Annotated in this window: 13 protein-coding genes; all 13 read right to left on the reverse strand. The window is 68.0% G+C overall.

The features are described 5' to 3' along the window. Positions 1-6: 6 nt before the first annotated feature. The 13 genes from OD997_RS03165 to hisG all read right to left on the reverse strand — a co-directional run bounded on the left by OD997_RS03165 (position 7) and on the right by hisG (position 15,161). Positions 7-666: an esterase/lipase family protein gene (locus tag OD997_RS03165; protein ID WP_434330317.1), complete on the reverse strand. Its 660-nt coding sequence runs from the start codon at positions 664-666 to the stop codon at positions 7-9. A gap of 149 nt (positions 667-815) precedes the next feature. Next, positions 816-2,267, reverse strand: coding sequence for a pyruvate kinase (gene pyk / locus OD997_RS03170; RefSeq protein ID WP_311245120.1), 1,452 nt, complete (start codon positions 2,265-2,267; stop codon positions 816-818). A gap of 55 nt (positions 2,268-2,322) precedes the next feature. After that, positions 2,323-3,789, reverse strand: coding sequence for a glutamate synthase subunit beta (locus OD997_RS03175; protein ID WP_120492942.1), 1,467 nt, complete (start codon positions 3,787-3,789; stop codon positions 2,323-2,325). Beyond that, positions 3,782-8,305 (reverse strand): glutamate synthase large subunit, encoded by a 4,524-nt coding sequence (gltB, locus tag OD997_RS03180; protein ID WP_434332330.1) that lies wholly within the window; start codon positions 8,303-8,305, stop codon positions 3,782-3,784. The genes OD997_RS03175 and gltB overlap by 8 nt, the downstream gene beginning before the upstream one ends. Positions 8,306-8,440: 135 nt before the next feature. Further along, a complete protein-coding gene (lgt, locus tag OD997_RS03185; protein ID WP_434330318.1) occupies positions 8,441-9,469 on the reverse strand; it encodes a prolipoprotein diacylglyceryl transferase in 1,029 nt (342 codons plus the stop codon). A gap of 10 nt (positions 9,470-9,479) precedes the next feature. Beyond that, complete coding sequence (gene trpA / locus OD997_RS03190) at positions 9,480-10,283, reverse strand: tryptophan synthase subunit alpha (RefSeq protein ID WP_434330319.1); 804 nt, start codon at positions 10,281-10,283, stop codon at positions 9,480-9,482. Then, positions 10,280-11,548 (reverse strand): tryptophan synthase subunit beta, encoded by a 1,269-nt coding sequence (trpB, locus tag OD997_RS03195; protein ID WP_434330320.1) that lies wholly within the window; start codon positions 11,546-11,548, stop codon positions 10,280-10,282. Before trpB ends, trpA begins: the two co-directional genes overlap by 4 nt. After that, positions 11,548-12,321: an indole-3-glycerol phosphate synthase TrpC gene (gene trpC / locus OD997_RS03200; RefSeq protein WP_434330321.1), complete on the reverse strand. Its 774-nt coding sequence runs from the start codon at positions 12,319-12,321 to the stop codon at positions 11,548-11,550. Before trpC ends, trpB begins: the two co-directional genes overlap by 1 nt. After that, on the reverse strand, positions 12,321-12,566 hold the full coding sequence (locus OD997_RS03205) for an HGxxPAAW family protein (RefSeq protein ID WP_056307697.1): 246 nt from the start codon (positions 12,564-12,566) through the stop codon (positions 12,321-12,323). Before OD997_RS03205 ends, trpC begins: the two co-directional genes overlap by 1 nt. A gap of 48 nt (positions 12,567-12,614) precedes the next feature. After that, a complete protein-coding gene (locus OD997_RS03210) occupies positions 12,615-13,205 on the reverse strand; it encodes a Trp biosynthesis-associated membrane protein (RefSeq protein WP_434330322.1) in 591 nt (196 codons plus the stop codon). After that, the gene (gene hisI, locus OD997_RS03215; protein ID WP_311245126.1) at positions 13,202-13,561 is read right to left on the reverse strand and encodes a phosphoribosyl-AMP cyclohydrolase; all 360 of its coding nucleotides are present in this window, start codon (positions 13,559-13,561) and stop codon (positions 13,202-13,204) included. Before hisI ends, OD997_RS03210 begins: the two co-directional genes overlap by 4 nt. Next, positions 13,558-14,319: an imidazole glycerol phosphate synthase subunit HisF gene (hisF, locus tag OD997_RS03220; RefSeq protein ID WP_311245127.1), complete on the reverse strand. Its 762-nt coding sequence runs from the start codon at positions 14,317-14,319 to the stop codon at positions 13,558-13,560. Before hisF ends, hisI begins: the two co-directional genes overlap by 4 nt. Continuing rightward, a complete protein-coding gene (gene hisG / locus OD997_RS03225) occupies positions 14,319-15,161 on the reverse strand; it encodes an ATP phosphoribosyltransferase (protein WP_056509944.1) in 843 nt (280 codons plus the stop codon). Before hisG ends, hisF begins: the two co-directional genes overlap by 1 nt. Between the last annotated feature and the right edge of the window lie 7 nt (positions 15,162-15,168).

Raw genomic sequence — 15,168 nt, forward strand, 5'->3', positions numbered from 1 at the left:
CGCGGATCAGCCCTCGGCGAGGCCGGCTACCTCGGCGAGGACGCGAGGGTCCGCCAGGATCCGGAAGTGCCCACCGGTCTCGATGCGCACGTTCTTGCGTGCACCGACCAGCTCGCTCCCCTCGGGGATGTGCGGGTCGAAGGCGGCATACACCGACACGATCCTCTCGTTCACCTCGAGATGCTTCGCGAGCTCGACGATCGACGGGTCCGAAGGCGAGAACGCCCACAGCGAGCGGACTGGGAGGAGCCGCGCGTAACGGGAACCGCCGAACGGCGTGGCGACCGCGAGCATGGCACGGATGCGGCCTCCGGAGACACCGGCCATCGCGAGCTTTCCCGCAAGCCCGCCCTTGCTGTGAGCGACGAGGATCACATCGGTCATCCGGTTCGTCTCGAGGAACTCCTCCACGACCCGCGCGGCGTCGTGCACCGGCCGCTGATTGCGTTCGAGACCGTCGAGGACGTGAACGGGATGACCGCGATCGTGCAGCGCGGTGATCAGCGGCTGCATGAACCTCCAGGTCTCGTAGACCCCCGGAAGGATGAGCAGCGGTGCAGCATCACCGGTCTCGAATGCTTTCGCATCCTGTCGATCGAACGCCGCCCGGAACTGCCAGTAGACGGCGTACGCGTAATCGGCGATCCACCAGCCGGCTCTCTTCACGAGAAAGATGATCCACTCCCCTGCCACTCCCGCCGACGCAGGTGCGTCCCGCTCGACGATACGCCCGAGGCGATGGTCGGCGCGGCGCCGCCCCGGGGTACGACGAAGGGGCGGAACAATCGCTCCGCCCCCTTCGCTGTGAAATCCGGTCAGACCGTGGCTTCCTTGTAGATCGGAGCCGCGCCGTTCACGGCGTCCCCGACCTTGTGCACGCGGATGTCGTTGGTCGACCCCACGATTCCGGGAGGGGAACCGGAGATGACGACGACCTTGTCTCCCTCGACGGCGAGGCCGCTCGAGAGCAGGTAGTCGTCGACCTGCAGGTACATCAGGTCGGTGTGCTGGACCATGTCCACGAGCTTCGACTGGATGCCCCAGGTCAGTGCCATACGGCGACGGATGTTCGGCTCAGGAGTGAACGCGATCATCGGGATGCGCGAGCGCAGCCGCGACAGACGACGCGCCGAATCGCCGGACTGGGTGAAGACGCAGAGGTACTTCGCTTCGACGAACTCGGCTACCTCGAGGGCGGCGAGGGTGATCGCGCCTCCCTGCGTGCGGGGCTTGGTCGTCAGGGGCGCGATGCGCTCCAGGCCATGCTCCTCGGTCGACTCGATGATGCGGGCCATGGTCTCGACCACGACGATCGGGTAGTCGCCCACGCTGGTCTCGCCCGAGAGCATCACGGCATCGGCACCGTCGAGAACCGCGTTCGCGACGTCCGAGGTCTCGGCGCGCGTGGGCACGGGGCTGTTGATCATCGACTCGAGCATCTGCGTCGCGACGATGACCGGCTTCGCCATGCGGCGCGCCAGCTCGACGGCGCGCTTCTGCACGATCGGCACGGCCTCGAGCGGGAGCTCGACGCCGAGGTCACCGCGGGCGACCATGATCGCGTCGAACGCGTCGACGATCCCCTCGAGCGCGTCGACGGCCTGCGGCTTCTCGACCTTGGCGATGACGGGGACCTTGACGCCCTCCTCGGCCATGATCTCGTGCACGCGGCTGACGTCCTCCGCGTTGCGGACGAACGACAGGGCGATGAGGTCGGCGCCGATGCGCAGACCCCAGCGGAGGTCGTCCTCGTCCTTCTCGCTCAGAGCGGGGACGTTGACCGCGACACCGGGGAGGTTGATGCCCTTGTTGTTGGACACGGCTCCGGCGACGATGACGCGCGTGGTGACGGTGACGCCGTCGGTCTCGACGACCTCGACGCGGACCTTGCCGTCGTCGATCAGCAGGAAGTCGCCCGGCTTGACATCCTGGGGTAGGCCCTTGAACGTCGTGCCGCAGATGTCCTTGTTGCCGATGATGTCTTCGGTCGTGATCTTGAAGATGTCGCCCTTGGCGAGCTCGTAGGGGCCGGCCTCGAACTTGCCCAGGCGGATCTTCGGTCCCTGCAGGTCGACGAGGATGGCGACGGCGCGGCCCGCGTCGTCGGCTGCCCGACGCACGTTGGCGTAGTTGTTCTCGTGCACGGAGTAGTCACCGTGGCTGAGGTTCAGACGGGCGACGTCCACGCCGGCGTCGATGAGTGCACGGACGGTCTCATACGTGGATGTGGCGGGGCCCAGGGTGGCGACGATTTTCGCGCGTCTCAAAGATTGCTCCAGGGTAGTGGGGGATGGAAATCAGGCGACGGTGCCGCGGCTCAGCCTACGCGGGCTGAAGGCCGATAGCGACTTCATGCGGACGCACCGGCTCGGGCAGCACGGTGGTTCCCATGAGGAACCGGTCGACGTTCGCCGCGGCCGCACGGCCTTCGGCGATCGCCCAGACGATGAGCGACTGCCCGCGGCCCGCGTCTCCGGCGACGAAGACGCCGGGAACGGTGGACTCGTAGCTGTCGTCGCGGCGGAACGCGCCGCGGTCGGTCAGCTGCGGAAGAGTGTCTTCGGTGTAGCCGTCCTGCTCGGGGCCGGTGAAGCCCATCGCGATGAGGACGAGGTCCGCGGGGATCTCGCGCTCAGTGCCGCTCTTGGGCACGCGACGGCCGTCGATGAACTCGGTCTCGGCGACGCGCAGCGCACGGACCTCTCCCACGTCGTTCGAGAGGAACTCGACGGTGGAGGCGAGGAAGACGCGCTCACCACCCTCTTCGTGAGCGGAGGCGACCTCGAACAGCGTCGGCATCATCGGCCAGGGCTGGTGCCCCGGACGCTCGGTGCCAGGCTGCTTGCCGATCGCGAGGTTGGTGACACTCAGCGCGCCCTGACGGTGAGCCGTGCCGATGCAGTCCGCACCGGTGTCTCCACCGCCGATGACGATGACGTGCTTGCCCTCGGCCGTGATCTGCTCGGGGACCTTGTCACCGGCCACAGCGTGGTTGGACTCGACGAGGTACTCCATGGCGAAGTGCACGCCGTCGAGATCGCGGCCGGGAATGGACAGGTCGCGGGGAACCGTCGATCCGGTGGCGATCACGATCGCGTCATAGCGCGCCCGGAGATCGGCCCACGAGATGTCCTTGCCGATCTCGACGCCGGCGCGGAAGCGGGTGCCCTCTTCCTGCATCTGGCGAAGGCGCGATTCCAGCTGCCCCTTCTCCATCTTGAAGTCGGGGATGCCGTAGCGCAGGAGGCCGCCGATACGGTCGTCGCGCTCGAAGACCGCGACGGTGTGGCCGGCGCGGGTCAGCTGCTGAGCGGCGGCGAGACCTGCGGGGCCGGAGCCGACGACGGCGACCGTCTTGCCGGTCAGCCGAGCAGGAGGCTGCGGCTCGACCCAGCCCTTGGCGAAGGCCTCGTCGATGATCGAGACCTCGATCTGCTTGATCGTGACCGCGGGCTGGTTGATGCCGAGCACGCACGAGCTCTCGCACGGGGCGGGGCACAGACGGCCGGTGAACTCCGGGAAGTTGTTCGTGGCGTGCAGGCGATCGATCGCCGCTCGTCCCTCGCCGCGCCAGGTCAGGTCGTTCCACTCGGGGATCAGGTTGCCGAGCGGGCAGCCCTGGTGGCAGAACGGCACACCGCAGTCCATGCAGCGACCGGCCTGGCGCTTGAGCACCGCCTGATCGCCCGCCTCGTAGACCTCTTTCCAGTCCATGATGCGCACCGGCACGGGGCGACGCTTCGGGAGCTCACGCTCCGTGGTCTTCAGAAAGCCTTTGGGGTCAGCCACCGGTCACCTCCAGGATGCGGTTCCAGACGATGTCGCCGTCGGGGTCGATGCCCTCGGCGACTGCTTCCTCGCGCATGCTGCGTACGGCGGCGTAATCCCGCGGAAGCACCTTCGTGAACTGGCCGGCGGTCTCATCGAACCGCGCCAGGATGTCGGATCCGAGCGGCGACGCCGTCTTCTCCACGTGAGCGACGATCAGGCTGCGCAGGACCTCGAGGTCGGCCCGGTCGAGGGGCTCGAGACGCAATTCGCCACTGCCGAGCGATTGGGCGTTCACCTTGCCGGTGTCGAGCGAGTGGATGTAGGCCACTCCCCCGGACATGCCGGCTCCGAGGTTGCGACCCGTCGAGCCGAGGATCACCGCGACACCGCCGGTCATGTACTCGAGCGCGTGGTCGCCCACGCCTTCGACGACCGCGGTCGCACCCGAGTTGCGCACCAGGAACCGCTCGCCCACGACGCCCGAGAGGAACATGGTTCCCGCCGTCGCGCCGTATCCGATGACGTTGCCGGCGATCACGTTCTCATGCGGCGCGATGGCCGAGCCCCGTGCCGGACGGATCGTGATGTCACCACCCGACAGCCCCTTGCCGACGTAGTCGTTCGCGTCGCCTTCGAGACGAAGCACGATGCCCGAGGGCAGGAACGCACCGAGCGACTGACCGGCGGTGCCGTGCAGAGTGACGTCGATCGTGCCGCTGGGGAGCCCTGCGGCGCCGTGACGAGACGTGACCTGGTGGCCCAACATGGTGCCGACCGCACGCTCGGTGTTGGCGATCGGCAGCTCGACGACCACCGGCTCGCCGTTCAGGAGAGCGGGCTTCGCGATGTCGATCAGCTGCACGTCGAAGTGCTTCTCGAGCTCGTGGTCCTGGGTGCGGCGGCTGCGACGCGGCTCGCTCGCCGGGAACGCCGGTCCTTCGAGCACCGGGCTCAGGTCGAGGCCCTCGGCCTTCCAGTGCTCCAGGGCCGCGTTCGCCTCGATCAGCTCTGCGCGTCCGACGATCTCGTCGATCGAGCGGAAGCCGAGCTCTGCGAGCAGCTCGCGCACCTCTTCAGCGATGAACTCCATGAAGTTCACCACGAACTCCGGCTTGCCCGTGAAACGCTCACGAAGAACCGGGTTCTGGGTGGCCACGCCCACGGGGCAGGTGTCGAGATGGCAGACGCGCATCATGATGCAACCGCTGACGACGAGGGGTGCGGTGGCGAAACCGAACTCCTCCGCGCCGAGCAGCGCGCCGATGATGACGTCGCGGCCCGTCTTCAGCTGACCGTCGACCTGCACCACGACGCGGTCGCGCATGCCGTTGAGCATGAGCGTCTGCTGCGTCTCGGCAAGACCGAGCTCCCACGGGGTTCCCGCGTGCTTGAGGGAGTTCATCGGGCTCGCACCCGTGCCTCCGTCGTGACCGGACACGAGGATGACGTCGCTGAGCGCCTTGGCGACGCCCGCGGAGACCGCTCCGATGCCGGACTGGCTGACGAGCTTGGTGTGGATGCGCGCCTCGGGGTTCGCCCGCTTCAGGTCGAAGATGAGCTGCTTGAGATCTTCGATCGAATAGATGTCGTGGTGCGGAGGGGGCGAGATCAGACCGACACCCGGCGTTCCGCCACGCGTGCGGGCGACCCAGGGGTAGACCTTCTGCGGGGGCAGCTGACCGCCTTCGCCGGGCTTGGCGCCCTGAGCGAGCTTGATCTGGATGTCGTCGGCCTCGGTGAGGTACAGGCTCGTGACGCCGAAGCGCCCCGATGCGACCTGCTTGATGGCGCTGCGACGCTCGGGGTCGAGCAGACGGTCGGCGTCCTCGCCGCCTTCACCGGTGTTCGACTTGCCGCCGATCCGGTTCATGGCGATCGCGAGGGTCTCGTGCGCCTCCTTGGAGATCGAGCCGTAGCTCATGGCCCCCGTGGAGAAGCGCTTGACGATCGCGGACACAGGCTCGACCTCGTCGAGCGGAACCGCCTTGCGGGTGCCTGTGCGCAGCGTGAACAGTCCACGCAGCGTCTTGAGCTCGGCGGCCTGGTCGTCGACGAGCTTGGTGTACTCGCGGAAGATGTCGAAGCGGCGCTCGCGCGTGGCGTGCTGCAGCTTGAACACGGTCTCGGGGTTGAAGAGGTGCGGCGAGCCGTCACGACGCCACTGGTACTCGCCGCCGGTCCACAGACGCTCGTGGGCACGAGCGGCCTCGTCTTCGGGATAGGCGTAGTCGTGACGCGCCTGGTTCTCGATGAAGATCTCTTGGATGCCGATCCCGCCGAGCTTCGACTCGGTGCGCGTGAAGTAGCGGTCGATGAACTCCTCGCTCAGACCGACGGCCTCGAACACCTGGGCACCCGCGTACGAGGACACCGTGGAGATGCCCATCTTCGACATGATCTTCAGCACGCCCTTGCCGAGCGCGTAGATCAGGTTGCGGACGGCCTTCTCGGGGCTGATGCCCGTGATGTAGCCGGTGCGCACGAGGTGCTCCACCGTCTCCATCGCGAGGTACGGGTTCACCGCCGAGGCACCGTAGCCGATCAGGGTCGCGACATGGTGGACCTCGCGGACGTCACCGGCCTCGACGATCAGACCGACCTTCATACGGTTCTCACGACGGATCAGGTGGTGGTGCACGGCCGAGACCATGAGCAGCGACGGGATCGGGGTCAGATCCTTGTTCGAGTCGCGGTCGGACAGGATGATGAACTCGGCACCCTGCTCGATGGCCTCGTCGACCTCGTCGCACATCTCTGTCAGACGCTTCTCGAGCGTGTTCGACCCCGCGTCGAAGTGATACAGGCCCTTGATCGTCACGCTGGAGCGATCGGGCATCGCCTTGTCGATGTGGCGGATCTTCGCCAGCTCGTCGTTGTCGATCACCGGGAAGTCGAGCGACACCGTGCGGGTGTGGTCGGGTCCCCAGGTGAGCAGGTTGCTCTCGGGGCCGAGGCCGAGCTTCAGGCTGGTGACGACCTCTTCGCGGATCGAGTCCAGCGGCGGGTTGGTGACCTGCGCGAACTGCTGCGTGAAGTAGTCGAAGAGCAGGCGCGGACGCTTGCTGAGCACGGCGATAGGGGTGTCCGATCCCATGGCGCCCAGCGGCTCCATCCCGGTCTGCCCCATCGGGGTGAGGAGGATCCGCACCTCTTCCTCGGTGTAGCCGAAGGTGCGCTGACGACGGGTGATCGATGCCGGCGGGTGCACGATGTGCTCACGCTCGGGGAGATCGGCGAGACGCACCGATCCGGCATCCAGCCACTCCTGCCAGGGGTGCATGGTGGCGAGGTCATGCTTGACCTCTTCGTCCTCGATGATGCGCTTCTGCGCCGTGTCGACGAGGAACATCTTGCCGGGCTGCAGGCGCCCGCGGCGCTTGATGCGCTCGGGCTCGAACGTGAGCACACCGGTCTCGGAGCCGATCACGATCAGGCCGTCGGTGGTCTCGGTCCAGCGCCCCGGGCGCAGTCCGTTGCGGTCGAGCGTCGCACCGACGACCGTGCCGTCGGTGAAGATGAGGGCTGCGGGACCGTCCCACGGCTCCATCTGGTTCGAGTGGTACTCGTAGAACGAGCGCAGCTCCGGCGAGATGTCGGACTGCTTCTCGTAGGCCTCCGGGACCATCATCATGATGGCGTGCGGGAGGCTGCGTCCGGTGAGGGTCAGCAGCTCGAGCACCTCGTCGAAGGACGCCGAGTCGCTGGCCCCGTCGGTGCAGATCGGCAGCAGGGGCGCGACGTCGCCGAGCAGCTCGGACTCGAGCTGGGACTGACGGGCGCGCATCCAGTTGCGGTTTCCGCCGACCGTGTTGATCTCGCCGTTGTGCGCGAGCATCCGCAGCGGCTGCGCGAGCGGCCACGACGGGAACGTGTTGGTCGAGTAGCGCGAGTGCACGACCGCGAGCTCGGACATGAAGCGCTCGTCCTGCAGGTCGGGGTAGAACGGCTCGAGCTGCAGGGTCGTGACCATGCCCTTGTATCCGAGGGTGCGGGCCGACAGCGATACGAAATAGGCGCCGAGCTCGTGTCCGGCGCGCTTGCGCAGACGATAGGCGATGCGGTCGAGGGCGATCCCCGTCAGAGGGGCCTGCGAATGCGTCGCTCCCCCGGCGCTCACGAAGAGCTGCTCGAACGCGGGGCGCGCCTCGTCGGCGAGCTTTCCGAGGTTGTCGTTGACCGTGGGCACCTCGCGCCATCCGAGGACGCGCAGGCCCTCGGCGCGGGCGATCTTCTCGATGCCGGCCTTCTGCTGGCGGCGTTCGCTGGAGTCACGCGGGAGGAATGCCAGACCCGCGGCGTACTCGCCGACCGGGGGCAGTTCGAAATCGGTGACTGCTCGCAGGAACGCGTCGGGCATCTGCGTCAGGATGCCCGCACCGTCTCCGGTGCCGGCGTCGGAGCCGATCGCACCGCGGTGCTCGAGGTTGCGCAGCGCTTCGAGCGCCAGCGCGATGATGTCGTGGCCGGCTTCGCCACGCAGAGTCGCGACCATGGCCAGGCCGCAGGCGTCCTTCTCGAACGCCGGGTTGTACATGCCCTGCTTCGGCGGGTAAGCGCCGGAGGCGCCGTAGGGAGGCTGAAAATACACCAGTACCGTCCTCAGATCTTCAGATGACCCGGGGACGTCATTGGCCGGGTGGATGCGATGGGGTCCGCACGGACCGGTCGGCTATCGAGGGCCTTCCGTGTCCGTGGGAGCGGTGCTTGTGGCGCTGGCTCCTGCGGCGACTTCTTCGGATGGAGGCTCACTCACGTCCACGAAATCGGAGGGATTGTCCTGCGATTCTACATCAGCGTCCAGGTCCTTCCGGCCGCGACCGGGCTGGTACGGCGAAGGCTCGAGTCCGGGGTGACGGCGGGACTGCACCACGAGGATCGCGAGACCCACCACGATGCCGATGATCGCAGCCCAGACGTTGCTGCGGAGCCCCAGGATGATCTCGCTCGGATCGATGCGGATCGATTCCCACACGACACGGCCGGCGCTGTACCAGATGAGGTAGATCGCGAAGAGCTTTCCCCACTGGAACGCGGTCGCCTTGCGGCTGAGCCACAGGAGCACGATGACGCCGAGGACGTTCCAGATCACTTCGTAGAGGAAGGTCGGGTGGAACAGCGTGCCCTCGGGAAGGCCCGGGGGGAACGCCGAGTTGTCGGAGGGGATCTCGAGACCCCACGGCAGATCGGTCGGGAGTCCGTAGAGCTCCTTGTTGAACCAGTTGCCGAACCGACCCATGGCCTGCGCGAGCAGGAGGCCGGGTGCCAGTGCGTCGGCGAAGGTCCAGAAGCGGATGCCGGTCCATCGGCAGCCGAGGTACGCGCCGACGGCGCCACCGATGAGCGCTCCGAAGATGGCGATGCCGCCCTCCCAGATCGCCCACACGGAGCCCGGCTCGAACGGGTTCCAGGTGTTCTTGCCCTCGCCGAAGTAGAAGTTCGGGTGCGTGAGCACGTGGAAGATGCGTGCGCCGATGATCGCGATCGGAACGGCGAGGATCGAGATGTCGATCACGACCCACGGCTCTGCCCCGCGCTTGGTGAGGCGGTGGTTGGTCAGCAGCACGGCGGCGATGATGCCGGCGATGATGCAGAGCGCATAGAAGTGGATCCGGAGCGGGCCGAGGTCGATGTACGAGACCGGAGGGCTCGGGATGCTGGCGAGCACGCCGCTGAAGGTGCTGTGGAGCGCGAGGGACATGGTTGCGATTCTAGTTCTCGTGTGCGGGGCGCGACGACGACGTGCCGATGGCCAGGTTTCGGGTGACCTCTGCGAGGGCGGGGATGCCCCCGTCGCGAAGGGCTCGGACGAGTGCGGTGCCGACGATGGCGCCGTCGGCGTACTCGGAGACGCCGGCGATCTGCTCGGCGGTCGAGATGCCGATGCCGACGCAGGCGCGGATGCTGCCGTGTTCACGGAGGCGACCGACCAGGGTGCGCGCCGCCCGATCGAGCTCGGTGCGCTCCCCCGTGATGCCCATGGTCGAGACGGTGTAGACGAAGCCCGTCGACGACTTCACGACGAGCTCGAGACGCTCATCGGTCGATGTGGGGGCGGCGAGGAAGACGCGGTCGAGACCGGTCCGCTCGCTCGCGGCGATCCACTCGCCTGCGACGTCGGGAGTGATGTCGGGAGTGATGAGCCCCGCTCCACCGGCCGCCAGCAGATCGTCGGCGTATCGATCGACGCCGTACTGGAACACCGGATTCCAGTACGTCATCACCAGCACGGGGACATCGGTGGCGGCGGTGATCGCCCTGACCGCCGTGAAGAGGTCCTTCATCTTGAACCCGTTCGCGAGCGCAGCGGTGGTGGCCTCCTGGATCACGGCGCCGTCCATGACAGGGTCGCTGTAGGGCGGGCCGAGCTCGATGATGTCCACGCCGTTCTCGGCGAGGGCGATCGCGGCCTGGATGCTGGTCTCGAGATCGGGGAAGCCCACGGGGAGATACCCGACGAATGCGCTGCGACCCGCTTCGTGTGCGGCGGCGATCGCCTGTTCCACGCGGCTCACAGCTCCGGCTCCCCCTTCGACGCCGACTGCTCTTCGGCGCTCTCCTCGGAGACGTCGTGCGCCAGCGCCTCGGCGTCGTAGAGGTCGAAGTAGCGTGCAGCGGTGTCCATGTCCTTGTCGCCCCGGCCCGAGAGGCAGATCGCGATCACGGCATCCGGCCCGAGCTCACGCCCGATGCGCAGCGCACCGGCCAGCGCGTGTGCCGACTCGATCGCGGGGATGATGCCCTCGGTGCGACTCAGCAGTCGCAGCGACTGCATGGCCTCGTCGTCTGTGGCGGGGATGTACTCGGCTCGCCCGATGTCGGCGAGCCAGGAGTGCTCCGGGCCCACACCCGGGTAGTCGAGCCCGGCCGAGATCGAGTGCGACTCGATCGTCTGTCCGTCCTCGTCCTGCAGCACGTAGGTCTTCGCGCCGTGCAGGATGCCCGGGCGTCCGCGCTCGATGGATGCGGCGTGACGGGGCGTGTCGACGCCGTCGCCTGCGGCCTCGACGCCGTAGAGCTTCACTCCCTCGTCGTCGAGGAACGCATCGAACATGCCGATAGCGTTCGACCCTCCACCGACGCATGCGACCACCGCGTCGGGAAGACGGCCGACCTCGTCGAGCAGCTGCTGACGGGCCTCCTCGCCGATGATCTTCTGGAAGTCGCGCACCATCGCGGGGAACGGATGCGGACCCGCGGCAGTGCCGAAGATGTAGTTGGTGTTCTCGACGGTCGCGACCCAGTCGCGATATGCGTCGTTGATGGCGTCCTTCAGCGTGCGGGATCCCGATGTGACGGCGATGACCTCGGCTCCCAGCAGACGCATCCGGGCGACGTTGAGCGCCTGGCGCTCCGTGTCGACCTCGCCCATGTAGATCGTGCACTCGAGCCCGAAGAGCGCGGCGGCGGTGGCCGTGGCGACGCCGTGCTGGCCTGCACCCGTCTCGGCGATCACGCGCGTCTTGCCGAGGCGCTTGGTCAGCAGCGCCTGACCCAGCACGTTGTTGATCTTGTGCGAGCCGGTGTGGTTGAGATCTTCGCGCTTGAGGAAGACCCGCGCGCCGCCGGCGTGCTCGGCGAACCGCACGACCTCGGTCAGCGGTGACGGGCGTCCCGCGTACGAGCTGAGCAGAGACGCCAGCTCGGAGCGGAAGGCCGGGTCGGCGATCGCGTCGGCGTACGCCGCCGAGAGCTCGTCGATCGCGGCGATCAGCGATTCGGGCATGTACCGTCCGCCGTAGTCGCCGAACAATGGACCATGCTGATCACGCAGGCTCATCACGCCTCCAGGAAGCTCTTGAGAGTGGCGACCGGGTCGCCCGTGACGAGCGCCTCACCGATCAGGACGACGTCGGCACCCGCAGAGCGGTAGTGAGTGACGTCTGCGGGAGTGAGCACCGCGGACTCGGCGATCTTGACTGCGGAGTCCGGGATGCGCTCGACCAGACGGCCGAACAGGTCGCGATCGAGCTCGAGGGTCTTCAGGTCGCGAGCGTTGACCCCGATCAGCGGCGCGCCGAGGTCGATCGCGACCTCGAGCTCGTCTGCCGAATGCGTCTCGACCAGGGGGGTCATGCCGAGCTCGGTGATGAAGCCGAAGAGGTCGTCGAGCACTGGCCGCTCGAGTCCGGCGACGATCAGCAGCACGAGGTCGGCACCTGCGGCGCGCGCCTCGAGCACCTGGTAGCGGTTCGCGATGAAGTCCTTGCGGAGCACCGGAAGAGAGACCCGCGCTGTGACCGCCTCGAGGTCGGCCAGACTGCCGCCGAATCGGCGCTCCTCGGTGAGGACGCTGATCGCGGAGGCTCCCCCGGTCTCGTACAGCGACGCCTGCAGCGCCGGGTCGGGGATCTCGGCGAGGGCGCCACGAGACGGGCTCGCGCGCTTGACCTCGGCGATGATCTTGACCCGCTCGGCAGGAGCGAGGAAGGAGAGTGCGTCTTTGGCGGCGGGGCGCGCCAGAGCATCGCGCTCGACCTCGGCCAGGGGCCGGGTGAGTGCGCGACGTTCTGCGTCAGCGACTGCGCCGGCCGTGAGGTCGGCGAGGACCATTAGTGCGCCTTCGGCGAGTACTTGGGGCCCTTCACGCCGTAACCGGCCTTCGCGAGCAGCCAGCCCACGAGTGCGCCGATCGGGACGATGGCGGCGCCGACCCAGATCAGGGCGACCCACACGGGGCTGAACTCGGCGAGGCAGAATGCCAGCGTGCCGATCGTGAAGCCCGCGAGCATGATGATCACGGCGGTCCATGCTGCCGGCGAGTGTCCGTGGCCGGGGTCAGCGATCGGGTTGGTCATGGTCTCCTCCGGGGGACGACGTGGTGGGTCGGTTCAAGTCTATCGGGGTCATCGTGTGGGGTCGGTTCCGCGGGACAGGTCGTCCCACGAATCGATCGCGTCCACAGGGCCCGCGGCGGCCTGGACGTGCGCGGCATCGGTGCGATAGCGGCGTCCGCCCTTCTTCCAGCGACGCCAGGTCAGCAGGACCACGAGGGAGGCGACCAGCAGCACGACCCACCCGATCAGCGTCATGACCGGCCAGGCCGAGAGCTCGATGCCCGCGACGACGTCGGCGATCGCCGAGCTCCCCGCGAGTCCGGTGGTCTCGGTCACCGTCGGTCCGACGGCGCCCAACGGCTCGGAGAGCAGCAGCTGGAAGGTCGTCCACCCGAGGAACAGAGCGCTGGCAGCGCCGAGCACGCCGAACACGAGGCGGACCACGGGGCCCACGATCGACAGGGCGATGCCGAGTGCGAGCACGGCCAGGCTCAGCGGTGCGAGAAGCGGCAGCGCGGAGGCTCCCGGAACCAGGATCGCCTCGCCGGCGTCCGCGCGCTCGACGGTCAGCCAGGTCTGAGTCGACGAGATGATCCCGATCGCCCCCGACAGAAGGAAGCCGGAGACGGCGATGGAGCGGCCTCGACGGGCGAACGTCATGCGGATGCGCCCCCTTCGACGGCCTCGAGATCGTTCGAGTCGAAGCAGGTGCGCGTGCCGGTGTGGCAGGCGGGCCCGGTCTGGTCGACGCGGAGCAGGATCGCGTCGCCGTCGCAGTCGAGGCGGGCCTCGTGCACGACCTGGATGTGGCCGGAGGTGTCGCCCTTGCGCCAGTACTCCTGCCGCGACCGCGACCAGTAGACGGCGCGACCCGATGTGAGGGTCCTGCGCAGCGCCTCGGCATCGACCCACGCGAGCATGAGGACCTCTGCGGTGTCCCACTGCTGCACGATGACGGGGGCGAGCCCGTCGGCGTTGAAGGCGACCTGAGCGATGCGCTCCTCGATGTCGGTCATCGGACGATCACTCCTTCGGCGCGCAGCGCGTCCTTCACGTCTCCGACGGTGAGAGCGCCGGTGTGGAACACACTGGCTGCGAGCACGGCATCCGCGCCCGCCTTGATGGCAGGAGCGAAATCGGACGCCTTGCCGGCGCCACCCGAGGCGATGACCGGGACGGATGCGGCCTCGCGCATGAGCTTCACGAGTTCGAGGTCGAAGCCGTCGCGGGTGCCGTCGGCGTCGATCGAGTTGACCAGGAGTTCTCCGGCACCGCGCTCTGCAGCCTCCCGTGCCCAGTCGAGGGCGTCGAGCGTCGTCTGTGTGCGCCCGCCGTGCGTGGTGACGACGAACCCGGAGGGGGTCGTGTCCGCGCGCTTGACATCGAGCGAGAGCACGAGCACCTGCGCGCCGAAGCGGTCGGCGATCTCGCCGATGAGCTCCGGTCGCGCGATCGCGGCGGAATTGACGCCGACCTTGTCGGCGCCGACCGAGAGAAGTCGCGCCACGTCGTCGACGCTGCGCACTCCCCCGCCGACCGTCAGCGGCACGAAGACCTGCTCCGCCGTGCGCTGCACCACGTCATAGGTCGTGGCGCGGGCATCGACGGTCGCGGTGACATCGAGGAACGTGATCTCGTCTGCGCCCTGCGCCGCATAGTGCCGTGCCAGCTCGACCGGGTCGCCCATGTCGCGGAGATTCTCGAAGTTGACGCCCTTCACGACGCGCCCGTCGGCCACGTCGAGACACGGGATGACGCGACTCGCGAGCGTCATCAGAGCCTCGCGTTGTGGATCGCCGTCACGAGGATCGCCCGGGCGCCGAGCGCGTACAGCGCGTCCATCACCGGGTTCACGCGTGCCCGCGCCACCATCACGCGAACTGCCACCCACTCGGGGTCGCGCAGCGGCGAGACCGTGGGTGACTCGATGCCCCCGGCGATCTTCACCGCGTCGTCGAGCAGCGCCAGCGGCAGGTCGTAGTCGATCATCACGAATCGGCGGGCGACCATCACTCCGCGCAGGCGACGCAGCAGCGTCTCGGAACCCTCGGCGTCCTGCGGCCCGGCGATCAGAACCGCCTCGGACTGCAGGATCACGGGACCGAAGACGTCCAGCCCCGCCTGACGCAGGGTCGTGCCGGTCTCGACGACATCCGCGACGGCGTCCGCGACGCCGAGGCGCACGGCCGACTCCACGGCTCCGTCGAGCGGGACCAGATCGACTGCGATGCCGCGCTCGTCGAGGAACGCATCGACCAGACCGGGGTACGACGTGGCGATGCGGAGCCCGTCGAGCTCGGAGACGTCGGTGTAGCGGCCGGAGGGCGCAGCGAAGCGGAACGTGGATCCGGCGAAGCCGAGCGCCTCGATCTCGCGGGCACCCGGCATCCGGGCATCGAGTAGCAGATCGCGACCCGTGATGCCGACGTCGATGGCTCCCGAGCCGACGTAGGTGGCGATGTCCTTGGGGCGGAGGTAGAAGAACTCGACGTCGTTGTCGGTATCGACGACGTGGAGGGTCTTGGGGTCACGACGACCGGCGTAGCCGGCCTCCGCGAGCATGTCGGCGGCCGTCTCGGAGAGAGAGCCCTTGTTGGGAACAGCAATGCGCAGCATGGGATGC

The organism is Microbacterium sp. CGR1 (genome assembly GCF_051062835.1).
In the GTDB taxonomy this organism is placed as follows: domain Bacteria; phylum Actinomycetota; class Actinomycetes; order Actinomycetales; family Microbacteriaceae; genus Microbacterium.